Here is a 26,473-nt window from a genome sequence, read left to right on the forward strand (position 1 = left end):
AACACCTCTCTTATTTTTATATTTCTTCTGAATCTACTTCTTCTGATAAAGACTTTTCATCTTCTAATTCTGCTTGACTTTTGCTTTTTATATCTATTTTCCAGTTAGTAAGTTTTGCTGCTAATCTAACATTTTGGCCTTCTTTTCCTATAGCAAGTGAAAGTTGATTATCATCAACTATAACCTTAGCTGATTTTTCTTCTTCATTAACTTCAACATTTAAAACCTTTGCTGGACTTAAAGAATTTGCTATAAACTCTGCTGAATCATTGCTCCATTTTATTATATCTATTTTTTCATTTTTAAGTTCATTTACTATATTTTGAACTCTTATACCCTTAGGTCCTACACATGCACCCATAGCATCAACTGATTCATCATTTGAATATACTGCTATTTTGCTTCTTGAACCTGCTTCTCTTGAAATACTCTTTATTTCAACTATTCCATCATATATTTCTGGAACTTCAAGTTCAAATAATCTTTTTACTAATCCTGGATGAGTTCTTGAAACATGAATTTGAGCACCCTTTGAAGCATTTTTAACCTCAACTATATATAATTTTAATTTTTCATTAAAGTTATATTCTTCTCCCTTCATTTGTTCGTTAGGACCTATAACTCCTTCTATTTTCCCAAGATTAACAAATACTAATCCTTTATCTTTTCTAAGAATTGTTCCTGTTATTATGTCAAATTCTTTTTCTTTATATTCATTATACACTATATTTCTTTCTGCTTCTTTTATTCTTTGAGTTACTACTTGTTTTGCAAGTTGTGCTGCAACTCTTCCAAAGTTTCTAGGTGTAACTTCTATATCAACAACGTCATCCACTTCATATTTAGGATTTAACTCTTTAGCTTCTTCTAAACTTATTTCAGTTACTTCATCATAAACTTCATCTACAACTACTTTTTGTGCATAAACTCCAATTTCTCCACTTTCTCTATTAATTGTAACTTTAACATTTTGAGCTGAAGTATATTGGTTTGCATAATTTTTCTTATAGGCTGCAACCATAGCATCCTCAATTGTTGTAAATATTAAATCTTCACATATTCCTTTTTCTTTAACTATCTCTTTAAGAGCACCTATAAACTCTTCGTTCATTTTATTATCCTCCCTACTTTTATAATTCACCCTCTAAATTAGCTGACTTTATTTTATCTTTTGGTATTTTTATTATCTCATCACTTTCAATTTCTAAAAAATCTCCATCACAAGATTTTAATATACCCTTTACACTCTTTCTTCCACTTACTGATCCTGTAAATTTTATAAATACTTTGCTTCCTAAAAATCTTTTAAAATGTTCTTCCTTATATAAACCTCTATTTATACCAGGTGAAGAAACTTCTAAAAAGTATGAAACAGAAATTGGATCCTCTAGGTCTAGCATCTCACTAACTCTTCTTGAAACTTTTTCACAATCATTAAGTGTAATGCCTGATTCTTCATTATCTATATATATTCTTAAATAATTTTCTCCATCTTCTTTAACAAACTCTACATGATATAATTCGTAACCTAATTCATCAGTTATTGGCTTAACTAGATTTTCTAATTTTTCTATTAAGGCATCCTTTTTCATATGTTAACCTCCTTCTTCGCTATTCAATTTTATAATTATATTATCTCCAATATCTAAAAATCTATTTTAATTAAAAACGCAACTAAAGTAGTTGCGCTTTAAACAGAAAGAGCGGGTAAATAACTTTCCCACTCCTTTAATCTAGCTATTAGTAATAATCATCATTTTTTATTTTATCATATAATATATATTTTTTCAAGCATGTTTGAATAATTTACAAATCTACAAAATATTAAAATAAAGATAATTGATTTGTTTCTGGTAATCCTTCTAAACATCCATGATTATCTAACATCTCAACAGCAGTTTTTGTAATTTTTGCTCTAAGTCTTAAATCTTCCTTAGATATAAATTCTCCAAAGGCTCTAGCTTCTACAATAGATTTTGCCGCATTATCTCCAACACCTTGAAGAGCATTAATTGGTGGCCTCAAACCATTTCCTTCAATTATAAATTTTGTAGCTTCTGATTTATATAAATCTACCTTTAGAAATTTAAATCCTCTCTTGTACATTTCAAAAGCCATTTCTAAAGATGTTATCATTCCTTTTTCTTTTGTTGTAGCTGCATTTCCTAAATCATATAATTCATGAAGTTTTTCATAAACCGCACCTTCACCTTTACAAATAAGATCTGCATCAAAATCATCTGCTCTTACTGTAAAGTAAGTTGCATAATAAGCTTTAGGATAATATACCTTATAATAAGCAATTCTAACTGCCATCATTACATATGCAACAGCATGACCTTTAGGGAACATATATTTTATTCTTTTACAAGATTCAATATACCAATCAGGCACATTATATTCTCTCATTAGTTTTTCATGTTCTTCACTAAGGCCTTTACCTTTTCTTACTTTTTCCATTATTGTAAAGGCCATTTTAGGTGGAAGTCCTCTGTGCATTAAATAAACCATAATGTCATCTCTTGTTGCAATACAATCTTTAAGTGTAGTATATCCTTCTTTAATAAAATATTGTGCATTATTAAGCCAAACATCAGTACCATGAGAAAGACCTGAAATTCTAACTAAATCTGCAAAACTTTTAGGCTTTGTATCTACAAGCATTTGACGAACAAATTTTGTACCAAACTCTGGAAGACCATAACTTCCAACTTCACATTCTAATTCTTCCTTTGTAACTCCAAGAGCATCTGGCTTTGTAAATAAACTAATTACTTTCTCATCATTTAAAGGAATAGTTTTCGGGTCAAGCCCAGTTAAATCTTGAAGCATTCTAAGTACTGTAGGATCATCATGTCCTAGTATATCAAGTTTTAAAAGTCTACCACTTATTGAATGATAATCAAAATGAGTAGTAATTATATCAGTATCATTATCATCAGCTGGATGTTGTATTGGAGTAAAATTATAAATTTCATTGTCACTTGGAACAACCATAATTCCACCTGGATGTTGTCCTGTTGTTCTTTTTATTCCAGTGCATCCAATTGTAAGTCTTTCTATTTCTGCACTAGATACCCTAATATCTCTTTCATCTAAATATTTTCTAACATATCCATATGCAGTCTTTTCAGCTACTGTACCAATTGTACCAGCCTTAAATACATAACCTTTTCCAAATAAAACCTCACAATACTTATGCACTACCCCTTGATATTCTCCTGAAAAGTTAAGATCAATATCAGGTTCTTTATCCCCTTCAAATCCTAAGAAAGTTTCAAAAGGAATATCATGACCATCTCTTTTATAATCTGCACCACATTTTGGACATTTTTTAGGAGGTAAATCAGCACCTGAACTTACAGAACCATCTAAGAAAAATTCTGAATTCTTACATTTAGGACAAACATAGTGTGGTGGAAGTCCATTAACTTCTGTTATATCTGACATTGTAGCTACAAAAGAAGATCCAACAGATCCTCTAGAACCAACTAAATATCCATCTTTAAGCGACTTTGCAACTAGTTTTTGTGCTATAAGGTACAAAACCGCATATCCATTATTTATAATAGAGTTTAATTCCTTATCCAATCTTTTTTGTATAACATCTGGTAAGTTTTCTCCATATATTGAATGTACTTTTTTTCTTACCATATTTCTAATTTCATCTTCCGCACCTTCTATTTTAGGTGGGAAAGTTTCATCAGGAATTGGCTTTATATTTTCAACTTCAGATGCAATTTTATTTGGATTTGTTATTACAACTTCTTTAGCCTCTTCTTCTCCTAAATATGAAAATTCTTTAAGCATTTCATCTGTTGTCTTAAAATATAATGGTGGTTGATCATCTGCATCTTTAAATCCTTTTCCCGCCATTATTATTCTTCTAAATGCTTCATCTTGTGGTTCCAAAAAGTGAACATCTCCTGTTGCAACAACAGGTTTATTTAGTTTTTTACCGATATTGTATATTTTTCTATTTATTTCTCTTAATTCTTCTTCATCTTCAACATTTCCTTTTTTAATTAAGAAATTGTTATTTGCAATAGGTTGTATTTCTAAATAATCATAAAACTCTGCAACCTTAGTAATTTCTTCATCACTTCTTCCATCTAATATAGCTCGATATAACTCTCCTGCTTCACAGGCAGATCCAATTATAAGTCCTTCTCTCATTTCTTGAAGTTTACTTTTTTTAGTTCTAGCACTTTTAAAGAAATTTTCAAGGTGCGCCTCTGAAACTAATTTATATAAATTCTTTAGACCAGCTTGTGTTTTTGCTAGTATGATTATGTGATATGTAGGTTGCCTTTTTATATCAAAGTTTGATAAAAACTCATCATTTAAACTTTTCAAATCATATATTTCTTTTTCTTCTTTTAGCTTTTCAAAACACTTTAATAATATATCACAAGTAGCTTTTGCATCATCTACAGCCCTATGATGATTTTCTAAAGATATTCCTAAATGTTTTGCTACAATGTTAAGTTTTACTTTTTTAAGTTCTGGATATAAAAATCTAGCTAAAGGAACTGTATCTAATATAGTAAAGTCAAAATCTAATCCTAATCTTCTACAATTTCCTTTAATAAATCCAGTATCAAAAGCAGCATTATGTGCAACTAAAACACTTCCTTTAGAAAACTCTAAAAACTTTGGAAGTAATGTTTCTATATCCTCACTATTCTTTACCATATCATCTGATATTCCTGTAAGTTCAGTAATTTTATATGGAATATTTCTTTTTGGATTTACAAACTCACTAAATCTATCAATAATTTTTCCATTTTCTATTTTAACTGCACCAATTTCAATTATTTTATCATTTTTAGGAGAAAACCCTGTAGTTTCTAAGTCAAATACTACATAAGAACTATCTAAAGTTTCTCCCTTTTCATGAAGAGCTATTGGAATACCATCATCAACTAAATATCCTTCAACTCCATAAAGAACCTTTATTCCAAATTTCTTTGAGGCACTTTGAGCATCTGGGAAAGATTGGACTACACCATGGTCTGTAATAGCTATAGCTTCATGACCCCACTTTGCAGCTCTTTCAATAAGTCTACTTGCAGATGTCATTCCATCCATAGTACTCATATTTGTGTGTAAGTGAAGTTCTACTCTCTTTTCTAAAGACCCATCCATTCTTTCTATTTTTTTCATTTTAACTATATCTCTACCCATTATTACTACTTCTCTAGCATAAGTATCATATATAGCTTCCCCTCTTACTTTACAGTAAAGTCCCTTTTTAACATTTTCTAATACTTCATCTTTATCCTTTTCTTTTAAGAAACATTTAACTGTTATAGAACTTGTATAATCTGTTATAAAGAATGTTAAAATTGTTTTTCCTGTTCTAGTTTCAATTATTTCAGTTTTAAATACTTCTCCAATTATTGCAACATAACCTGAAGTTTCATCAATATCACATATTTTCATTGCTTCTTGACTTATATTTCTTCCTAAAATAGTGTTTTCACCTTTAGGCTCTCTTTTATATTTTTGATATCCTTCATTTTTATTATTTTTAGAAGAAGTTTCTCTCTTTTCTTTTTTCTCTTTATTTTCTTGTGAAGAGGATGAATTCATTTGAACTATCTTTCCTTGTAGTACATCTTCAACTATTTTCTTGTTTTCTTTTGCTTTATTTTCCTCATAATTATTATCTTCAAGCAAACTATCATATTTTAATTCAATTCTTACATGAACTCCAAAAATATCATGAATTCTAGCTGAAACTTTTCTCTCAATATCCTTATTTTTTAAATGTTTTACTATTGCTTCACTACCATATCTAATTATAATTACATCTTTATCTATATCTTTATGTTTAGAATATAAAACATTTTTAGATAATGGATTTTTCTTAACTATATTTAAAACAACATCAGACCAATATTTTTCTAATATATCCTTTATACTAGCCCCTTCTACATCTTTATAAACTAGTAATTCTACATTTATATTAATGCCTAGGTTTTTTACTATTAATTTTTTAAGAAATTCTTCTTCACTTTCAGTTAAACTTTCCTTACACTTTAATATAACCTTTAAAACATTGCTTTTTTTATAAAATTGAAATCTATTTAATTTTATTTCTTTATCTTCTAAATTTTCCTTTTTATTTATTTCTTTATTAAGTCTCTTAATGAACTCTTCGCTCAAAGGATTCCCTCCTTTTTTCTATTAAAAATATTAACCCTCAAAATAAATTTAATTTTGAGGGTTATTTTATAGTATGAGCCTTATAATGATTCTATTTCCTTTATAAGTTCATCAACTAAATCTTCTTCTTTTACCTTCTTTACTATTTCGCCTTTTTTAAAGATTATGCCAACGCCTTTTCCACCAGCAATACCAATATCAGCTTCCCTTGCTTCTCCTGGGCCATTAACGACACATCCCATAACAGCAACCTTTATATTCTTTTTTGAGCCTTCAAGTCTTTTTTCAACTTCATTTGCTATTTTAATTAAATTTATTTCAGTTCTTCCACAAGTAGGACAAGACACAAACTCTATTCCTTCCTTTATATATCCTAAAGATTTAAGTATTTCTTTTGCAACTTTAATTTCTTCAATAGGATCTGATGTTAGGGATACTCTTATAGTATTTCCTATTCCTTCTGCTAAAAGAGTTCCTATACCTACACTTGATTTTATTGTTCCTTTAAATGTTGTTCCAGACTCTGTAACACCTAAATGTAATGGATAATTACATTTTTCACTCATAAGTCTATAACTTTCTATCATCATAGGAACATTTGAAGATTTTATTGAAATAACTATATCATAAAACTCTAAATCTTCCAATATCTTAACATGTCTTAATGCACTTTCAACTAATCCTTTAGCTGTTGGTTTACCATCTCTTTTTAAAATATCCTTTTCTAAAGAACCTGAATTAACCCCAATTCTTATTGGTATTTTCTTCTCCTTTGCCTTTTCAACAACTGCTTTTATTCTATCTACACTCCCAATATTGCCTGGATTTATTCTAAGCTTAGCTACTCCATTATCAATTGCTTTAAGAGCTAATCTATAATCAAAGTGAATATCTGCAACTATTGGCACCTTAGATTTTGCTGTAATTTCTTTAAGTGCCTCGCAAGCTTCCATATCAGGTACTGCACATCTTACAATTTGACAGCCTTCCTTTACTAATTTATCTATTTGTTCTAATGTTTTATCTACATCTCTTGTATCTGTATTAGTCATTGATTGAATAACAACTGGTTCTTCTCCACCAATTAAAATCCCTCCAACATTAACTATTCTTGTTATATTTCTATCCATTTATGTTCTCTCCTAAAATTTTATTGGGAATAATATATCCTTAACTGTTACTAAAACCATAAGTCCCATAAGCATTGCAAATCCAATAAAGTTTAAAGAATTTACTACTTTTTCTGGTACTTTTCTTCTAGTTATAAGTTCTATTAAAAGTATTACTGTCCATCCACCATCTAAAGCTGGTAATGGTAATAAATTAAATACAGCAAGGTTTATACTTATAAGTGCCGTAAAGTTTAATAAATTCCATATTCCTGTTTTTGCAACTGCACCTGATAATCTTATAATAGTTACAGGACCTCCAACATCAGTTTTCAAGTTTGCTTTACCAGTAACTATCATTTTAAGTCCATTAAATGTTTGACTTATTGCTGATGCTGTTTGATTAAAACTTTCTCTAAAACTTTCACCTATTGTTGGTTTTTTTACTATTTCAAATCCAAATCCGATTAAATCTCTTTTTTCTTTTTTATTATATTCTGGTTTTACATCAAAGTTAAGTAACTTTCCATCTCGCTCAACCTCTAAATTTACAGCCTTACCCTTTGCAAGACTTACTCCAATTGTAATATCTTCTGATGTAAAAATCTTATGACCATCTATTTTTTTAAATTCATCTCCTGGTTTTATACCAACTTTGTAAGCTGGACTTCCATCTACTACAGTTGCTACCTTTGGTAATGCAAAACCAAAATGTGCTGATAATGCAGTATAAATTACTAATGCAAGAACTATGTTCATTATAGCACCTGCTAAAATAATTGTAATCTTTCTAAGTGGAGATTTAGAAGAAAAACTTTTATCATCATTAACCTCCTCTTCCTCTCCAAGCATTTTTACATATCCACCTATTGGTAATATACCTAATGAATATTTAGTTTCCTTTCCATCTATAGAAAATACTTTAGGTCCCATACCTATAGAAAATTCTTCAACCTTTACTCCATTTATTTTAGCAAGTATAAAATGACCAAATTCATGAACTATTATAAGTACGCTAAAAGCTATTACTGCATATAATATATACATTAAGTTTCCTCCTAATTATATTTCTTTCTCACATATTCTTTAACTTTCTTATCTAAAAGGATAACATTTTCTAAAGTTACTTCCTTTTTACCTTCTTCTTTAAAGTGTTCCATACATTCCTCTATTATATCTGCTATTTTAATATAAGGAATTTTTTCATTTAAAAATAAATCTACAACTTCTTCATTTGCTCCATTTAAAATTGTAGGCATAAGACCTCCATCCATTCCTGCTTTAAAAGCTAATTTTAGACATTTAAATGTATCCATATCAGGCTTTTCAAAAGTAAGTTTTGATATTTCATAAAAATCTATTCCCTTTGCAACAGAATTTTTCCTATCTGGATAATTAAGTGCATATTGAATAGGAAGTCTCATATCAGCTGAACCAATTTGCGCAATTATACTGTTATCAGAATATTCTACCATAGAATGAATAACACTTTGAGGATGAACTAAAACTTGAATATTTTCATAAGGACAGTTAAATAACCAATGAGCCTCTATTACTTCAAGTCCTTTATTCATAAGCGTAGATGAATCTATTGTTATTTTTCTTCCCATACTCCAATTTGGATGATTTAATGCTTCTTCTACTTTAATATTTTCTAAATCTTCTATCTTTTTGCCTCTAAAAGGTCCACCTGAAGCTGTAAGTATTATTTTCTTTAATGTATTTAAAGAATTTCCTCTAAGACTTTGAAATATTGCACTATGTTCTGAATCAACTGGAAGTATCTCTACTCCATATTTTTTAGCTTCATTCATAACAAGTTCTCCTGCAACTACTAAAGTTTCTTTATTTGCAAGGGCAATATCCTTCTTATGTCTTATTGCTTCAATTGTTGGCTCTAATCCTATCATACCAACAACAGATGTCACAACTGTGTCAATTTCATCTAAAGAAGCTATTTTCTTAAGACCTTCTATACCATAAAGAACTTCTATATTTAATCCTTTATATTTTACATATTCTTTTATTTCATTTTTTGAAATCTCATCCATCATAGCTACATATTTTGGTGAAAATTCATCAATTATTTCTTTTATTTTATTAACAGAAGTATTTGCAGTTACCCCTATTAAATTTATTCCTTCTGAATGTCTAATTACATCTAAAGTTTGTGTTCCAATAGAGCCTGTAGCTCCTAATATTGAAATATTTCTCATTTTATCTTCCTCCGTCTATTTCTTAATCCCCACAAAATATATCTCTAACCATCATACTATATAAAGGCCCTATAATAATTCCAAGAATACCAAAAACCTTTATTCCAATATAAATTGAAAGAAATATAATTAAAGGATGTACATTAAATTTATTACTTAAAAGTTTTGCCTCTAATATTTCTCTTATAACTTGAACTAATATATATAAACATATAAGTCCAAAAGCAATCAAATAATCTTTTACTATAATATTGTATATTATAATTGGTATAAATACAATTATGGTTCCTACATATGGAAGTAAATCTAAAATACCACAAATTACTCCCAAAATAAAAGAATTTCTTATATTAAGTATAATAAATCCTATAATAATTATTAAAGTTGATATTAAAACTAATATAATTTGAATTGATATAATACTTTTTATGTTATTACTTCCCTTATTTATTCTTTTTAGAATATTTTTAGGTATAAGTCTATTCATATATACTTTAAGTTTATCTTTGTCAGTTAAAATAAAAAATGAACAAATATTACCTATAAAATAACTTATTATCCCTTCTCCTGTAGTTAATGCCCCAGCTGTGATAATTTTAGGATGAAAAATTTTAACAGCTTCTTTACTAATATTAATATTTCCAATTATACTCTCTAATAATTCAGTAATATCTAATAAAAATTTATTTACAATATTTATATTGCTAATATAAATATTATTTATTATTTCAAAAATATTTCTTCCTAAATAATAAATAAATAAAAAGACAAAAATATTTAAAATTAACAAACTTAAAGTTGCAGCTATTTTTTTACTTATTTTAAGTTTTGTAAAAATATTATATAAAGGACTACTTAATACAAATATTATTACTATCCATAAAAATGGCTTAAAATAATTTTTAATAATAATTACAAAAATAAATATACCTATTAATAATATTAAAGATTCTAAAAGTTTTTTATGGTCCTCTTTTAACTTCACCTCTACTAATCCTCCTTTATTTTATATTTATATGCAATAAAAAAAGCCTTAGAATTTTTCTAAGGCTTATAATCTTTAAAATTTTTATATAGATTTTTATGTTGTTTAAATTAAAACTTTATATATTACATCACTTTTCCAGGTAATATTGCATCTATTATTCCAATAACTACTGCAGCTAATATTGAACCTATTATTGATACTCTCATATTTGGAACTAAAAATTGTGCTAAGTATATTATTATAGCTGCTATTACAAATCCTTTTATTCCTTTACCAAAAGGGGATGCATCTACACCCATAAATGATTCTATTAAATAATCTACTACAGTTATTATAAATGCAGCTAATAAAAATGACCATAATCCATTAATTGAAAAACCAGGTGTAAAAAATGATGTTATCCCTAATACTATTGCAAATAATATAAGTCTTACTATCCATCCAATAAAACTATTACCATTTGAATCTTTCCTTTGAGTATATTTATTATCATCCATTAAAATTCCTCCTTTATAAGTTTTTCTTATAAATATATTGTGCTCTTATAAATTAGAAATATACTATGTAATAATAAAATATTATTTTTTCTTTTATTTTTTAATAATATAAATATTTAATTTTATAAAAAAAAGCTCTAAAAGCTTTACTTTTAGAACTCTTTTCTTATATTCCTATAATAAATGTTAAATAATAAAATACTACAAGTCCTGAAAAAAGTATACTATCAAATCTATCTAATATACCACCATGACCAGGTATTAAGTTACTGTAATCTTTTATTCCAACATACCTTTTTATAGATGATGCTATTAAGTCTCCAAATTGACTAAACACACCACATAAAGCCCCTATTATAAAATAATTATATAATGGGAACAAATTCTCACTTTTAGATACTATAAAACCAAAAATTCCACAAAATATAGTTGCACCTAAAATTCCTCCAATTGATCCTTCTATTGTTTTTTTAGGGCTTACTTTTGGACATAATTTATGTTTTCCAAAAAACTTTCCTGAGTAATAGGCAGCTGTATCTGTAATCCAAGAACCTATAAATATAAGCCACACTAAATATTCTCCACCTATTTTCTTATTCACAAGGTAAATGAAACTGAAAAACACTCCTACATATAAAAAACCAAGTAAAGTTAAAGATACATCTATAAACGTATATTTTAAATTTATAACAGGTATCATTAAAAGTATAAATGTTGCAAATACAAATATATAAGTTAATATACTAAAGTTTGTTTTCGTAAAATAATAAAATAATACAAGTATATATCCTATAATAGGAATTGGATGAAAATCTTTTTGTTTTAATGCATTATAAAATTCATACATTCCAAGTAAAGACAATACTATCGTAAACCCTTCAAGCCATACTCCACCTAAAAATACAAAAACAATAAATGGAGCAATCATTAAAGCACCTAAATATCTGTTATTTGATTTCATTTAAAAATCACCTCATTTATTTTATTTTATACCACCAAATCTTCTATCTCTTCTTTGAAAATCATAAATAGCTCTATGAAGATCTTCTTCTTTAAAATCTGGCCAACAAATATTAGAATACCAAAATTCTGAATATGCACATTGCCATAAAAGAAAATTACTAAGTCTTTGTTCTCCTGAAGGTCTTATTATTATATCAGGATCTGGAACTCCTTTTGTATATAAATAATTTTCAAATAAACTTGAATCTATATTTGAAGAATCTATATTTCCATTTAAAACATCTTCAGAAATTAATTTTACTGCTCTTAATATTTCATCTCTTCCACCATAGTTTAATGCAATATTCATTGTTATTCCAACATTATTTTTTGTTTTCTCAATAGACTTTTCTATTTCATCTTGACACTCTTTTGGCAATTTAGAAATATCACCTAAAACATTTATCCTTACACCATTTTTATGTAATTCGTTTATTTCTTGTCTTAAATACTGAACTAAAAGCTTCATCAATGCATTTACTTCATCTTTAGGTCTCTTCCAATTTTCAGTTGAAAATGCATAAAGAGTCATATACTTAATTCCAAGCTTATCCGCTTCTTTTAATATTCTACGAATTGTTTCAACACCTGCTTTATGCCCCATAGTTCTTGGAAGTTTTCTTTTTTTAGCCCATCTTCCATTACCATCCATTATAATAGCAACATGTTTAGGAATATTATCCATATCAAGACTTATATCTTCATTCTCACTAACTTTTTCCCCTTTAAAAAACTTAAGCATGAGTTTTCCTCCCACCTTTTCTTAGTACAAAAAACCTGCTAGAGAGCAGGTTTTTTATTTAAACTAAATTGACATTATCTCTTTTTCTTTTGCTTCTATTAATTTATCAATTTCTTTTACAAATTTATCTGTAATTTTTTGAATATCATCTTCTAATCTCTTAGTTTCATCCTCTGTAATATCTCCATCTTTCTTTAAAGATTTGATTTTATCATTAGACTCTCTTCTAATTGATCTTAAAGCAATTTTTGAATCTTCTCCAGTTTTTTTAACATTTTTAACTAGATTTTTTCTAGTCTCTTCTGTTAATTCTGGTATTATTAATCTAATAACAGCTCCATCATTTGAAGGATTTAATCCTAAATCTGAAGTAAGAATAGCTTTTTCAATATCTTTTAAAAGTGTTGTTTCCCAAGGAGTTATTTGAAGAACTCTTGGTTCTGGAGCTGATATGTTTGCCACTTGGTTTATTGGGCACATACTTCCATAATATTCAACTTGAATTCTATCAAGCATTGTAGGATTAGCCCTTCCAGCTTTCATTGTTGACAAATCGCTTTCTAAAACACTTATTGTTTTTTTCATTTTCTCTTCAGCATTTTTAAGAATGTCTTTACTCATAAATATCCTCCTTATTATTTTGACACTAATGTGCCTATTTTTTCTCCACTAATAGCCTTTTGAATATTGCCTGGCTCATCTAAACCAAATACTAATATTGGAATTTCATTATCCATACATAAAGAAGTTGCAGTAGAATCCATTACTTGTAATCCTTGTTCTAAAACTTCTATATATGATAGTTTATCATATTTTTTTGCATCTGAATACTTATGAGGGTCTTTGTCATAAACACCATCAACTTTTTTAGCTAGAAGAATAACATCAGCTTCTATTTCTGCTGCTCTAAGAGCTGCTGTAGTATCAGTTGAGAAATATGGATTACCTGTTCCTGCTGCAAATATAACTACTCTTCCCTTTTCTAGATGTCTCATAGCTCTTCTTCTTATAAATGGTTCCGCAATTTCTTTCATTTCAATAGCAGTTAAAACTCTAGTATCTACTCCAACTTGCTCTAATGAATCTTGAAGAGCTAATGCATTTATACATGTTGCCATCATTCCCATGTAATCAGCAGTAGTTCTATCCATTCCTTCACCACTTCTGCCTCTCCAAATGTTTCCGCCACCAACAACGCAACCAACTTCTACACCTGCATCTATTAATTGCTTTATTTCTAAAGCTATTCTTGTTGCAACATTAAAGTCTAGTCCGAATCCATTAGTTCCAGCAAGAGCTTCTCCAGATAATTTTAATATTACTCTATTATATTTACAATCTGCCATTATAATCCCTCCGAAATATTCATTGTTATTTTTAAAAAAAGAGAACACAAGGTGTTCTCTTTTTTAAGGTTACTATTTACCCATTTGTTTTGCAACTTCTTCAGCAAAGTTTTCTTCCTTCTTTTCGATTCCTTCGCCTCTTTCAAATCTAACAAACTTTGTTATAGTCATTGGAGCACCTGCTTCTTTTGACTTTTCTTCTAATAACTTAGATATTGTCTTGTCTCCATCTTTAACCCATACTTGATCAACTAAGCAAACTTCTTTGAAGTACTTTTGAATTCTTCCCATAACCATTTTTTCAACGATCTTTTCTGGCTTTCCTTCATTTAAAGCTTGAACTCTGTAAATTTCTTTTTCTTTTTCTAAAGATTCTTGATCTACTGAATCTCTATTTAAGAATAATGGGTTTGCAGCAGCAACTTGCATACAAACTTCTCTAGCTACGTCAGAAGCTACATTAGCATCTCCTTCAGTTGCAATTTCAACTAAAACTCCTATTCTTCCACCACCATGAATGTAGCTTTGAATAGCTCCGTTTTCAACTGATAATCTTTCGAATCTTCTAACTGTCATATTCTCACCAAGTTTAGCAACTAAAGCAGTAAGAACTTCTTGTACAGTTGAATCTCCCATCTTTTCATTTAATAATTCTTCAACAGTTTGAACTGAAGTGTTAGCAACTAATTTTGCTACTTCATCAGCAAAATTAACGAATTCTTCGTTAGCTGCAACGAAATCTGTTTCACAGTTTACTTCTACGATTGAAGCTTTCTTATTATCTTCTGATATGAAAGTTTTAACTAAACCTTCAGCTGCGATTCTTCCTGCTTTTTTAGCAGCAGCAGCTAATCCTTTTTCTCTTAATACTTCAACAGCTTTTTCCATGTCTCCATTAGTTTCTGTTAAAGCCTTTTTGCAGTCCATCATACCTGCACCAGTTTTTTCTCTTAACTCTTTAACTAGCTTTGCAGTAATCATTTAAATTCCTCCTTATTTTTAAAAAGTAACCCTTATCACTTAGGTTAAAAGGTAAATGAAGAAAATCCTCACCTACCTTTTTGTACATACTTTGTGATATTATTCAGCTATTTGTTCACCTTGTCTTCCTTCTATAATAGCATCAGCCATTTTAGCAGCTATTAATTTAACAGCTCTTATAGCATCATCATTACCTGGAATTACGTAGTCAACTTCTTCTGGATCACAGTTAGTATCTACTATAGCTACTACTGGAATTCCTAATATCTTAGCTTCTGAAATAGCATTCTTTTCTTTTCTTGGATCTACAACAAACATAGCTCCAATATTTCTTGCATCTAAATTCTTTATTCCGCCAAGATTCTTTTCAAGCTTTTCCATTTCACCTTTTAATTTAATAACTTCTTTTTTAGGAAGAACATCAAATGTTCCATCTTCTTGCATTCTTTCTAAATCTTCTAATCTCTTGATTCTTGTTCTTATAGTTTTGAAGTTAGTTAACATTCCACCTAACCATCTGTTGTTAACGAAGTGCATGTTTGATCTGATTGCTTCTTCTTTTATAGCTTCTTGAGCTTGCTTTTTAGTTCCAACGAATAATACATCTTTTCCTTCTTCTGAAACTTCTTTTAAGAAGTTATAAGCTTCTTCAGCTTTTTTAACTGTCTTTTGAAGATCTATTATATAGATTCCATTTCTTTCTGTGAAGATATAAGGAGCCATTTTAGGATTCCATCTTCTAGTTTGGTGTCCAAAGTGTACACCAGCTTCTAATAATTGTTTCATTGATATAACTGACATTTTGTTACCTCCTGGTTTTTTCCTCCACTATCGTTGCACTTATAAGAAACCTTAAAATCAAAGGCACCTAACTTATAAATTCGATAATGTGTGTATTTTGTTACCTATGATAGTATAACATAAGCTTTTTTTTCTATCAACATAATTTTAAATTTTTTTATTTTCAAAATAAAAGTGACTAAAATCAATTAGTCACTTTTATAATTTATTATTTTATCTTCTTTAATTCATCAAGTAATCTGTCATTTAATATCTTTATATGAGTTCCCTTCATACCTAATGATCTTGATTCTATAACTCCAGCACTTTCAAATTTTCTTAAAGCATTTACTATAACACTTCTTGTTATTCCTACTTTGTCAGCAATTTTTGATGCTACAAGTAATCCTTCATCTCCACCAAGTTCATTAAAAATATGTTCTACTGCTTCTAATTCAGAATAAGAAAGAGTTCCTATTGCTAATTGTACAACAGCCTTTTTTCTTGTTTCCTCGGCAAGTTCTTCTTGTTTAGCTCTTAGCATCTCCATTCCAACTATAGTTGCACTATATTCACAAAGAACTAAATCATCATCTGTAAATACTTCTCCAAATCTAGCTAAAAGAAGAGTACCAAGCCTTTCTCTGTTTCCAATTATAGGAACAATTGTTGAAAGCTTGTCTTCCATAGTACAATTTCCTATTCCTTCAAAAACACATTCCCCTTTATTAGGCAAATTAGATAAGGTCTCAGATACCTTTAATAACTTTTCATTATATTCGTTTGGAAATCTCTTTTCATCAAGTACTTTTTCTCTCATTATAGCACATTCAAAACTTTCTGAGAAACTATGACCTATTACATTCCCATTTTTGCTTACAAGGTAAACGTTACAGGCTAAAACATCACTTAAAAGTTCACAAATATCTTCAAATGCTACTGGTTCAGTACCTGATTTTTGTAATATTTTATTTAATCTTCTCGCTTTATTAAGTAATGATGACATTAAAAATCCTCCTTGGTATCTATATAATTTCAGATTCATATTGCCATTTGTTATAACATTCAAAAATTTTTTAATTTTTAACAAATCCGTAATACTAATACAGTTTATCATACTAAATTGCATATTTCAATAATATTCTTCTCTTTTTGCCAAAAGGATTTTTTTAGTCATATTATCACATGTATATTTGTTTATTCTTTGTTTTCTGTTTTATCGCTCTTAATTTCTTCTTTATATTTGCATTCACTATTTGAACATTCAATATAATCTCCTGATTTTTTTGAATATTTCTTCACCATATATGAATTACATTTTGGACATTTTTTTTCAACTGGCTCATTCCAACTTACAAAATCGCAATCAGGATATCCTGAACATCCATAAAATCTTTTTCCCTTTTTACTTCTTTTTGCAAGTACCTTTCTACCACACTTTGGACAAGGTGCCTTAATTTCTTCTACTATAGGTTTAGCATTTTTGCATTCTGGATAACCAGGACAAGCTAGAAATTTACCATATCTTCCTCTTTTTATAACCATCATTCTTCCGCATTTATCGCAAGGAACATCACTTACTTCATCTTCAATAACTACCTTTGACATTTCTTTTTCAGCCTTTTCTAGTTCTATCTTTAAAGGTTTAAAAAATTCTCCAACAACAGATTTCCACTCTATTTCTCCTTCTTCAATATGGTCTAAGTTTCTTTCCATACTTGCTGTGAAATCTACATCGGCTATTTGTTTAAAATATTCACAAATTATGTTGTTTACAATAAATCCAAGCTCTGTTGGTACTAAATTTTTCTTTTCTCTATTTACATAATCTCTACTTAATAATGTAGAAATTGTTGGTACATAAGTACTTGGTCTTCCTATTCCTTTTTCTTCAAGAAGTTTAACAAAAGAAGCTTCTGTATATCTTGCAGGTGGTTGAGTAAAATGTTGTTTACCTTCAAGAGATGCTGCTTTTAAAATTTCCCCTTCTTCAAGTTCTGGTAATGAAGTATCGTCCTCATCACTCATTGCATATTCATATATTTTCATAAATCCATCAAATTTAATTGTAGATCCGCTAGCTTTAAATTTGTAATCACCATTTAATATATCAATTGAATTAGTATTAAGTATACATGATGCCATCTGTGATCCTACAAATCTTTTCCAAATTAATGAATATAATTTATACTGATCTGCTGTTAAATTAGCTTTTGCAACTTCTGGTGTTATTTCTATATTAGTTGGTCTTATAGCTTCATGTGCATCTTGTATATTTTTCTTTCCTTTATAAACTCTAGTTTCTTCTGGTAAATATTCTTCTCCATAATTACTTAATATAAAGCTTTTTGCAGAATCTTGTGCTTCCTTTGATATTCTAACAGAATCAGTTCTCATATAAGTAATAAGACCAATAGTTCCATATCCTTTAACTTCTACACCTTCATATAATCCTTGTGCTACTGACATTGTCTTTTTTGTCATAAAATTAAGTTTTTTACTAGCCTCTTGTTGAAGTGTACTAGTTGTAAATGGAGCCATAGGATTTTTTAATTTACTTCCCTTTTTAATTTTGTTAATTAAAAAATTATCCTTGTCTATTTTATTAATAACTTTATTAGTATCTTCTTCATTTTTTAAATCTATTTTATTATTTTTATATGATATTAATTTTATAGGAAATTTCTTTCTTCCCTTTTTTAATGAACAATCAACTGTCCAATATTCATCTGGAATAAACTTTTTTATTTCTTCTTCTCTTTCGCATATTAATTTAAGTGCTGCTGACTGAACTCTTCCTGCACTTAAACCCCATTTAACGTTTTTCCAAAGAATTGGACTTATTTCATAACCAACTAATCTATCCAATATTCTTCTTGCTTGTTGAGCATCAACTAAGTTTTGATTTATTTTTCTTGCATTTTTTATGGAATTCTTAACTGCACTTTTTGTAATTTCATTAAAAACTATTCTACATTCTTCTCCAGATTCAATATTTAAAAGATTCGCTAAATGCCATGATATTGCCTCACCCTCACGATCTGGGTCAGTTGCAAGATAAACTTTATCAGCTTTTTTAGCTGCTTTTCTTAAAACTTTAAGGAGTTCACCTTTTCCTCTTATTGTTATATATTTTGGTTCAAAATCGTTATCTATATCAACACCTAATTTACTTTTAGGTAAATCTCTAACATGCCCCATTGAAGCTTCAACAATATAATTTTTTCCTAAATATTTTCCTATTGTTTTTGCCTTTGCTGGTGACTCTACTATTACTAACTTTTGGCCCATAACTAACTCCAATTTTTTATAATGGAGTTATTCACCCCCTTAAACTTATGTTATTCTGACATAATAATTGCCAGGTAGACTTAATATTTCATTTTTAATTTGCAGTTCAAATAATAAACCATATAAAGTATTTCTGTCAACCTGTGACTTTATGAATATATCGTCAAAATGAATTGGTTCATTTTTAATTATTTTTAAAATATCATTATTAACGATTTCATCACTCTTATATTCTACCTTACTCTTTTCTATATTTAAAAGCAAATAAATATCTTCAATTGAAGTATATATAAATGCCCCATCTCTTATTAAAAGATTAGCTCCTGTCCCTGTTTTTGAAAATATTGACTGTGGCACAACTAAAACATCTTTTCCTTGAGCTAAAGCACATGAAACTGTTATTAAGGATCCACTTTTTTCTGTAGCTTCAGTAACTATAATAGCTTCAGATAATCCACTAATTATTCTATTTCTTCTTGGAAAGTTATATGAATATGGTTTAGTGCCTGGAAAAAATTCAGAAATTAATAATCCTTTTCTAGATATTTCATTAAATAATCTTTTATTAGCTTTAGGATAACATATATCTATACCACATCCTAATATAGCTATTGTTTTTCCATCATTTTTTAGAGTTTCATCATGGGCTATTGTATCAATTCCTCTAGCCCCTCCACTTACAACACATATATCATTTTTTACTAATTCTTTAGTAATTATTCTAGTTGCTTTTTCTCCATACAAACTATTGTCTCTAGCTCCAACTATTGAAACACTTCTTTTATTTAGTAATTCTAAATTTCCTTTATAAAATAATACATACGGAGGTTCCTCAATCTTTTTTAAACTTTCTGGATACATAGGATCACTAATTGTTATAAAATTTACTTCTTCCTTTTTTAAACTTTCCATGTTAGACAATATTTTATTCATTTCTTTGGTTTTATCATAATTTGCAAATTTTCTATAATTACTTAGGTATAGTTTTATTATTTCTTCAAAATTATCAAATATCTCTTTTTCGTTTGAAAAAATATTAAGTAACTTTATTTTTTGAAGATTTGTACATTCTAACATTATTAACCATAATATATATTTTTCCATTTGTCTACCTCTCTAATTAAACTATTTCTCCATTAACATCTTTTCTATAACTTATTGCTTCTATTACGTGTTCAGCCTTTATTTCAGCTTGAAGTTCAAGATCTGCAATAGTTTGAGCAACTTTTATTACTTTTCCATATGCTCTTAGTGAAGGAGAATTTACCTTAAAATAATTTTCTAAAATTTTTTTTGCATTTTTAGAAATTTTACAAAATTCAAATATATCTTTTCCTTTTATATCTGAATTAAAATTATAACAAGTTCCTTTTAATCTTTCTTCTTGCAAATTTCTTGCTCTTATTACTCTATTCCTAATTTCTATACTACTTTCACCTTTATGAGTTTCTTTTAAATCCTCAAGATTTAATGTTGGAACATAATTAAACATATCTATTCTATCTTTTAGTGCCTTAGAAAGTCTTTTTTGATATCTTCGTATTTCATATTCACTACATTCACATTTATCAGATCCTTTGTCTATTATAGACATTAAGCCACAGGGACAGGGATTGAAAGAAATTATAAGCTGAAACTTACTTGGTAACTCTACTTTTTCATTTAATCTATCTATTCTAACTACCCCTTCTTCTAATGGTAATCTTAAAACTTCCAATACTTCTTTTTTAAATTCTAGAACCTCATCTAAATATAACACTCCATTATGTGCAAGAGTTATCTCTCCAGGTTTTATATCCTTTCCACCTCCAATTAGAGCAATTTTTGTAATAGTGTTATGAGGCTCTCTAAATGGAATATCTATATTTTTATATGTATCTATCATTCCGCATACTGAATATATTTTTGCAACTTCAACTTTTTCCTTTTTAGAAAGTGGAGGTAATATTGATGGAAATGCTTTTGCAAGCATTGTTTTTCCAGATCCCGGATTTCCAAACAATGCTAAATTATGTCTTCCAGCAGCTGCAATTTCTAATGCTCTTTTTGAAGAGCATTGTCCTATTATAGAATTAAAATCATTATTAATTTTTATAGGCTCCTTTTTATATTCTTCATTAAAATCTAAAGGTAATAAATCATTATAAATTATATAATCTATCCCTTCCTTTAATGTACTAATTAAATATAAATTTCCTTCTTCTATTTCTGATACTTCATGTATATTTTCTCTTGGAATAATAAAATTTTTAATTCCACATTCTAACCCTTTAAGTATTATTGATATTGTTCCTCTAATTTTTTTAAGTTCTCCTGCTAAAGAAAGCTCTCCTATTAATAAGTACTCATCCAAATCTTTTTTAGGAATTTGATTAGACTCCATAAGTATTCCTATTGCTATAGGTAAATCTAAAAGAGTTCCTAATTTTCTAATATCTGCTGGTGCTAAATTTATAACTATTCTACCTAAAGGAAACTCAAATCCTGAATTTACAATTGCTGTTCTAACTCTTTCTTTAGCTTCCTTTACAGCAGCATCTGCTAATCCTACTATAGCAAAAGACGGTATACCTGTAGTTATATCGACTTCTACATTTATTATTAAACTATCTATTCCAATATTCGTAGCACTCTTTATATTTACAGCCATTTTACTCACCTCATAGTGGATTATTACCAATTAAAAATATTTTTAATCAATTATTTATTTATGTAATTATTAGTATTAATTTTGTCAATACTTTTTATAGAGGTGTTTATATTGAAAAAATATAATAAAGATATTGGATATTATGGAGAAGATATTGCATCAGACTATTTAATTAAAAATGGTTATAAAATTATAAAAAGAAATTACTCTAATAGATTTGGAGAAATAGATATAATATGCTCAAAAGAAAATATATTATCTTTTATAGAGGTAAAAAGTAGATATTCTAAAAACTTTGGAAGAGGAATAGAAGCTATTAATTACTATAAAAAGAATAGCATAAAAAAATTAACAAAATATTTTCTTTTAAATTATAATTTTAATAGCTATTTTATTAGATTTGATGTTATAGAAATTTATTTTAATTATGAAAATTCAAAAAATCATATAATTCATACAAAGGATGCTTTTAGATAATTTAATATAAATCTATTAATGTCAAAAGTATTAAATACTATTTACCCTTAAGTTTTCACTAAAAAATAGATAAAACATAAAAAAATAGTAATAACTATTTTTAGTTATTACTATTTTTCTAATATATTCCTTAAAAAACTCATTCTATGAATAGGAGTTGCTCCGTATTTTTTTATTGCATCAACATGTGTTTTAGCTCCATATCCAACATTATGTTCAAAGCCATACTCTGGATATTTTTCTGATAATTTCTTCATTAAATTATCTCTGTAAACTTTAGCAATAATTGAAGCTGCTGCAATTGATGCACTTTTTGTATCACCTTTTATTACTGATTTATTTTCTATATTAATTCCCTTAACTTTGTATCCATCAGATAATACAATACTAGGGTTTGTGATAAGTCCATATACTGCTTTAAGAAATACTTCATTATTACAAACTCCAATACCTTTTTCATCTATTTCATCATTAGAAGCTTCACTTATATAGTAAGCTATTGCTTTTTCCTTTATAATTTTTGAAAGTTCTTCTCTCTTTTTTTCAGATAACTTTTTAGAATCATTTAAATAAAATATCATTTCATCATCTATAACATTTAAATCAAGTATAACAGCAGCTGACACTATAGGACCTGCCAAAGGCCCTCTACCAACTTCATCTACTCCAGCTAAAAGTTTACCCTTTGAAAAGCCTCTATCAAAATCATACATTTTTTTTACTCTTTCAAGTTCATTTTCTATCTTTTTCTTTTCCTTTAATATTTTATTTCCTAAGCTTTGAACATTTTTTCTTTTATCAGATAATAAAATATTACTTAACATCATCATTTTTTCATCATTAAAATCAAATTCTATTTTATCAAACTCTTCTTTTATTGACTTATAACTCATATTTTCTAAATTCATATTTAGAAGTTCCATAAAACCCCTCCAAATAGACAAATTAAGGTCTTTCTAAAGATATATTACCTATCTTTCCACCTCTAAATTCATCCAATAAAATTACTGCTATTCTATTATAATCTATTTCTCTTCCCTTCATTATAGCTCCTCTTTTTATAGCTATTGCATCAAGGGTTTCTAATGGATTTTCATATACAGTATCTATTTTATATCTTTCCATTAACTTTTCTGGATAAAATTCTTGAAGTCTTTCAACAAGTTTATATGCTAAATTTTCAATATCCATAATTTCATCTTTTATTGCTCCTGTAAAAGCAAGATTTAAAGCTGTTTCATCATCTTTAAATTTTGGCCATAAAACTCCAGGAGTGTCTAACATTTCTATATCCATTGATGTTTTTATCCATCTTTTAGATTTAGTTACACCAGGTCTATCTCCAGTTTTAGCTATATTATTCTTTGCCATTTTATTTATAAAAGTAGATTTACCTACATTTGGTATTCCAACAACCATAACTCTAGTCATAATTACCTTTAAACCCTTACCTTTAAGCCTTTCATGCTTTTCTTTTAAAAGTTCATTAAGAGCTGGTTTTATTTTTTGAAGTCCACTTCCCTTTAGGCAATTTACTTCTATTGCCATAACATTATCTTTAGTTAATTCTTTCATCCATTGTTTAGTAACCTTTCCTTCTGTTAAATCACTTTTGTTTAAAAGAATTAATCTTGGTTTATCTAATACTAATTTATCTATATCTGGATTAGCAGAACTTCTTGGAATTCTAGCATCTCTAATTTCAATAACTGCATCTACAAGTTTTAAATTTTCTTTAATCTCTCTTTGGGTTTTTTTCATATGCCCTGGAAACCAATTAATTGCCATAAAAACCTCCTAATTATTTTAAAATATATTTATAGAAAAAAAAGAGACTTACTTCTAAGCCTCTTCTTTATGGTTAATTATCTTAATAATTCTTTAACCTTAGCAGCCTTACCTACTCTGTCTCTTAAGTAGAATAACTTAGCTCTTCTTACTTTACCTTTTCTTGACACTTCGATCTTTTGGATCATTGGTGCATTCATTGGGAAAGTCTTTTCAACACCTGTACCATAAGCTAATCTTCTTACAGTAAAAGTTTCTCTTAAACCACCGTTTTGTTTCTTTATAACAGTTCCCTCAAATACTTGAACTCTTTCTCTGTTACCTTCTTTTATTAATTGGTGAACCTTTACGTTGTCTCCAACATTAAAGCTTGGTAAATCAGTTCTGATTTGTTCTTGTTCTATTGCTCTTAAAATTTCGTTCATTGTGCATTCCCTCCTAAACTTAATGTGACGTTCTTTCCGAAGCTATAATCCGGAAGAGGACCGCCCGTACTAGCACAAAGCATATTTTAGCACAAAATATTACCTATTGCAACATTTTATTTGTTACTATCTCTTAACAATTTTTTATCTTCTTTACTAAGCTCTATTTTTTCAAATAAGTCTTTTCTCTTTTCTCTTGTACTTATTAAGGATTGCTTTCGTCTCCATTTTCTAATATTTTCATGATGACCTGATAATAATATATCTGGAACTCTAATGCCTTCAAATTCCTCTGGTCTTGTATATTGAGGATACTCTAAAAGACCATTAGAAAATGACTCTTCCATAAAACTTTCTTCTTTTCCTAAAACACCAGGTTTTAATCTAAGTACAGAATCTATTATAGGAATTGCAGCCATTTCTCCACCTGTTAATATAAAATCTCCTAAAGAAATTTCCATATCTATATAATTGTATATTCTTTCATCAATTCCCTCATAATGTCCGCATAAAAATATTAGTTCTTCTTCTTTTGCAAGTTCCTTTGAAATTGAATGATTAAATTTTCTTCCTCTTGGACCTAAAAAAACTACTTTACCTTTATTATTCTTTTTACATTCTCTTATTGTATCTATAACTGGTTGAGGTGCCATAACCATTCCTGCACCACCACCATAAGGATAGTCATCAACTTTTTTATGTTTATTTTTAGTAAAGTCTCTTATATTCAAACATTCAATATCAACAATTCCTCTCTCCTTTGCTTTTCCTATAATGCTATGATCAAATATAGAAAACATTTCAGGAAATAAAGTTAATATACTAATCTTCATCTTGCCATTCTCCCACAGGTCTTATAACAATTTTTTCATTTTCTAAATCTATATCTAAAACTATCGTTTTAAGTACTGGAATTAATAATTCCTTTGGTTCTCTTATCCAATAAACATCATTATTTTTTGTTTCTATAACATCATATATTGGTCCAAGATCCTTTCCCTCTGTATCAAAAACATGAATACCTATAAGATCTGTTACATAAAAAGTATCCTCTGGAAGTTCTGGTTCTCTCTCTCTTGGAACTTCTATTAATTTATTTTTATATTTTTCTGCATCATCAATGGAATTTATACCTTCAATTTTTAAAATAACTCTATCTTTTTGAAATTTAACTCCTTCAATAGCTCTTTCTACACCATCTATAAAAACAGTTCCATACCTTTTAAAATTATTAACATCTGAAGTAGAAGGCATAACCTTAACTTCCCCTTTTAATCCATGGGTATTCACTATTTTTCCTACTCTAAAAAAGTTTTCCAATAAATTCACCTCTTCTTATAATAACTTAAAAACATATTATTATTTTATATTATTTTTAAAATTTATAATACTACTTTATTATTTTATATTACAAGAATTTAATATTAAAAATTTTAAACTTTATATAAAAAGAGTTAGGACAGGCCTAACTCTTCTAAATAATTTCAACTACTACTCTTTTTTCTTCTTTTATTGCTGCAGCCTTTACTACGGTTCTAATAGCTTTTGCTATTCTTCCCTGTTTTCCAATAACTTTTCCCATATCTTCTGGTGCAACCCTAAGTTCTAGTATAATTGATTGCTCACCTGCAACTTCATTTACTTTAACTTCATCAGGATTATCCACAAGTGATTTAGCTATTACTTCAACTAATTCTTTCATAAGTGTCCTGCATTTAGTTTATGTACTATTTGCAGTATTCACCTCCTAAAATTACTTGTTTAGGCCTGCCTTTACGAAAAGCTTCTTAACAACTTCTGTTGGTTGAGCACCATTTTGAAGCCATTTATTAGCTTTTTCTTCGTTGATTTTTATTTCAACTGGTTCTGAAACTGGATTGTAGTATCCGATTTCTTCGATGAATCTACCATCTCTTGGGCTTCTTGAATCAGCAACAACTACTCTATAGAAAGGTGCTTTTTTAGCTCCCATTCTTCTTAATCTTATCTTTACTGCCATTTTAAATTTCA

General features: G+C 28.2%; 26 protein-coding genes. 1 reads left to right on the forward strand and 25 read right to left on the reverse strand.

Annotated elements, in window-relative coordinates:
• Positions 1 to 16: 16 nt before the first annotated feature.
• The 18 genes from nusA to J2Z53_RS00525 all read right to left on the reverse strand — a co-directional run bounded on the left by nusA (position 17) and on the right by J2Z53_RS00525 (position 21,773).
• Positions 17 to 1,111, reverse strand: coding sequence for a transcription termination factor NusA (gene nusA / locus J2Z53_RS00440; protein WP_209795249.1), 1,095 nt, complete (start codon positions 1,109 to 1,111; stop codon positions 17 to 19).
• A 19-nt stretch (positions 1,112 to 1,130) separates the two neighbouring features.
• Positions 1,131 to 1,592, reverse strand: a complete 462-nt coding sequence (rimP, locus tag J2Z53_RS00445; RefSeq protein WP_209795250.1) for a ribosome maturation factor RimP — start codon at positions 1,590 to 1,592, stop codon at positions 1,131 to 1,133.
• 232 nt (positions 1,593 to 1,824) lie between these two features.
• Complete coding sequence (locus tag J2Z53_RS00450) at positions 1,825 to 6,171, reverse strand: PolC-type DNA polymerase III (RefSeq protein ID WP_209795251.1); 4,347 nt, start codon at positions 6,169 to 6,171, stop codon at positions 1,825 to 1,827.
• A gap of 80 nt (positions 6,172 to 6,251) precedes the next feature.
• A complete protein-coding gene (ispG, locus tag J2Z53_RS00455) occupies positions 6,252 to 7,301 on the reverse strand; it encodes a flavodoxin-dependent (E)-4-hydroxy-3-methylbut-2-enyl-diphosphate synthase (protein ID WP_209795252.1) in 1,050 nt (349 codons plus the stop codon).
• Positions 7,302 to 7,313: 12 nt separating this feature from the next.
• The gene (gene rseP, locus J2Z53_RS00460; protein ID WP_209795253.1) at positions 7,314 to 8,327 is read right to left on the reverse strand and encodes an RIP metalloprotease RseP; all 1,014 of its coding nucleotides are present in this window, start codon (positions 8,325 to 8,327) and stop codon (positions 7,314 to 7,316) included.
• Between the two features lie 11 nt (positions 8,328 to 8,338).
• Positions 8,339 to 9,496, reverse strand: coding sequence for a 1-deoxy-D-xylulose-5-phosphate reductoisomerase (gene dxr, locus J2Z53_RS00465; RefSeq protein WP_209795254.1), 1,158 nt, complete (start codon positions 9,494 to 9,496; stop codon positions 8,339 to 8,341).
• Between the two features lie 22 nt (positions 9,497 to 9,518).
• Positions 9,519 to 10,481 (reverse strand): AI-2E family transporter, encoded by a 963-nt coding sequence (locus J2Z53_RS00470; RefSeq protein ID WP_209795255.1) that lies wholly within the window; start codon positions 10,479 to 10,481, stop codon positions 9,519 to 9,521.
• A gap of 125 nt (positions 10,482 to 10,606) precedes the next feature.
• A complete protein-coding gene (locus J2Z53_RS00475) occupies positions 10,607 to 10,981 on the reverse strand; it encodes a phage holin family protein (protein ID WP_209795256.1) in 375 nt (124 codons plus the stop codon).
• A 166-nt stretch (positions 10,982 to 11,147) separates the two neighbouring features.
• The gene (locus J2Z53_RS00480) at positions 11,148 to 11,942 is read right to left on the reverse strand and encodes a phosphatidate cytidylyltransferase (protein WP_209795257.1); all 795 of its coding nucleotides are present in this window, start codon (positions 11,940 to 11,942) and stop codon (positions 11,148 to 11,150) included.
• 21 nt (positions 11,943 to 11,963) lie between these two features.
• Positions 11,964 to 12,725 (reverse strand): isoprenyl transferase, encoded by a 762-nt coding sequence (locus J2Z53_RS00485; protein ID WP_209795258.1) that lies wholly within the window; start codon positions 12,723 to 12,725, stop codon positions 11,964 to 11,966.
• 63 nt (positions 12,726 to 12,788) lie between these two features.
• Positions 12,789 to 13,346, reverse strand: a complete 558-nt coding sequence (gene frr / locus J2Z53_RS00490) for a ribosome recycling factor (protein WP_209795259.1) — start codon at positions 13,344 to 13,346, stop codon at positions 12,789 to 12,791.
• A gap of 14 nt (positions 13,347 to 13,360) precedes the next feature.
• A complete protein-coding gene (pyrH, locus tag J2Z53_RS00495) occupies positions 13,361 to 14,071 on the reverse strand; it encodes a UMP kinase (RefSeq protein ID WP_209795260.1) in 711 nt (236 codons plus the stop codon).
• Positions 14,072 to 14,143: 72 nt separating this feature from the next.
• The gene (tsf, locus tag J2Z53_RS00500; protein WP_209795261.1) at positions 14,144 to 15,052 is read right to left on the reverse strand and encodes a translation elongation factor Ts; all 909 of its coding nucleotides are present in this window, start codon (positions 15,050 to 15,052) and stop codon (positions 14,144 to 14,146) included.
• Positions 15,053 to 15,151: 99 nt separating this feature from the next.
• Entirely contained in the window at positions 15,152 to 15,853 is a 702-nt protein-coding gene (gene rpsB, locus J2Z53_RS00505; protein ID WP_209795262.1) for a 30S ribosomal protein S2, read from the reverse strand.
• A gap of 208 nt (positions 15,854 to 16,061) precedes the next feature.
• Positions 16,062 to 16,838 carry a GTP-sensing pleiotropic transcriptional regulator CodY gene (gene codY, locus J2Z53_RS00510; protein ID WP_209795263.1) on the reverse strand — a complete coding sequence of 259 codons (777 nt, stop codon included), beginning with the start codon at positions 16,836 to 16,838 and terminating at the stop codon, positions 16,062 to 16,064.
• Positions 16,839 to 17,029: 191 nt separating this feature from the next.
• Positions 17,030 to 19,123, reverse strand: a complete 2,094-nt coding sequence (topA, locus tag J2Z53_RS00515) for a type I DNA topoisomerase (RefSeq protein ID WP_209795264.1) — start codon at positions 19,121 to 19,123, stop codon at positions 17,030 to 17,032.
• Positions 19,124 to 19,168: 45 nt separating this feature from the next.
• The gene (gene dprA / locus J2Z53_RS00520; RefSeq protein WP_209795265.1) at positions 19,169 to 20,227 is read right to left on the reverse strand and encodes a DNA-processing protein DprA; all 1,059 of its coding nucleotides are present in this window, start codon (positions 20,225 to 20,227) and stop codon (positions 19,169 to 19,171) included.
• 16 nt (positions 20,228 to 20,243) lie between these two features.
• Positions 20,244 to 21,773, reverse strand: coding sequence for a YifB family Mg chelatase-like AAA ATPase (locus J2Z53_RS00525; RefSeq protein ID WP_209795266.1), 1,530 nt, complete (start codon positions 21,771 to 21,773; stop codon positions 20,244 to 20,246).
• Positions 21,774 to 21,875: 102 nt separating this feature from the next.
• On the opposite strand from J2Z53_RS00525, the gene J2Z53_RS00530 reads away from it, so the two are divergent.
• Positions 21,876 to 22,250 (forward strand): YraN family protein, encoded by a 375-nt coding sequence (locus tag J2Z53_RS00530; RefSeq protein WP_407927641.1) that lies wholly within the window; start codon positions 21,876 to 21,878, stop codon positions 22,248 to 22,250.
• Positions 22,251 to 22,360: 110 nt separating this feature from the next.
• Here the strand turns inward: J2Z53_RS00530 and J2Z53_RS00535 are convergent, their stop codons facing one another.
• From J2Z53_RS00535 to rpsP, 7 genes are all read right to left on the reverse strand, one after another.
• Positions 22,361 to 23,173 carry a ribonuclease HII gene (locus J2Z53_RS00535; RefSeq protein ID WP_209795268.1) on the reverse strand — a complete coding sequence of 271 codons (813 nt, stop codon included), beginning with the start codon at positions 23,171 to 23,173 and terminating at the stop codon, positions 22,361 to 22,363.
• Positions 23,174 to 23,195: 22 nt separating this feature from the next.
• Positions 23,196 to 24,038: a ribosome biogenesis GTPase YlqF gene (gene ylqF / locus J2Z53_RS00540; protein WP_209795269.1), complete on the reverse strand. Its 843-nt coding sequence runs from the start codon at positions 24,036 to 24,038 to the stop codon at positions 23,196 to 23,198.
• Between the two features lie 77 nt (positions 24,039 to 24,115).
• On the reverse strand, positions 24,116 to 24,463 hold the full coding sequence (gene rplS / locus J2Z53_RS00545; RefSeq protein ID WP_209795270.1) for a 50S ribosomal protein L19: 348 nt from the start codon (positions 24,461 to 24,463) through the stop codon (positions 24,116 to 24,118).
• A 116-nt stretch (positions 24,464 to 24,579) separates the two neighbouring features.
• Positions 24,580 to 25,296, reverse strand: a complete 717-nt coding sequence (gene trmD / locus J2Z53_RS00550; RefSeq protein WP_209795271.1) for a tRNA (guanosine(37)-N1)-methyltransferase TrmD — start codon at positions 25,294 to 25,296, stop codon at positions 24,580 to 24,582.
• Positions 25,286 to 25,783 carry a ribosome maturation factor RimM gene (gene rimM / locus J2Z53_RS00555; protein ID WP_209795272.1) on the reverse strand — a complete coding sequence of 166 codons (498 nt, stop codon included), beginning with the start codon at positions 25,781 to 25,783 and terminating at the stop codon, positions 25,286 to 25,288. The genes trmD and rimM overlap by 11 nt, the downstream gene beginning before the upstream one ends.
• Before the next feature lie 154 nt (positions 25,784 to 25,937).
• Positions 25,938 to 26,165: a KH domain-containing protein gene (locus tag J2Z53_RS00560; RefSeq protein ID WP_209795273.1), complete on the reverse strand. Its 228-nt coding sequence runs from the start codon at positions 26,163 to 26,165 to the stop codon at positions 25,938 to 25,940.
• Positions 26,166 to 26,216: 51 nt separating this feature from the next.
• Positions 26,217 to 26,462, reverse strand: a complete 246-nt coding sequence (gene rpsP, locus J2Z53_RS00565; protein ID WP_209795274.1) for a 30S ribosomal protein S16 — start codon at positions 26,460 to 26,462, stop codon at positions 26,217 to 26,219.
• Positions 26,463 to 26,473: the final 11 nt, after the last annotated feature.

It is taken from the genome of Clostridium moniliforme (assembly GCF_017873235.1).
Classification (GTDB): Bacteria; Bacillota; Clostridia; order Clostridiales; family Clostridiaceae; genus Clostridium; species Clostridium moniliforme.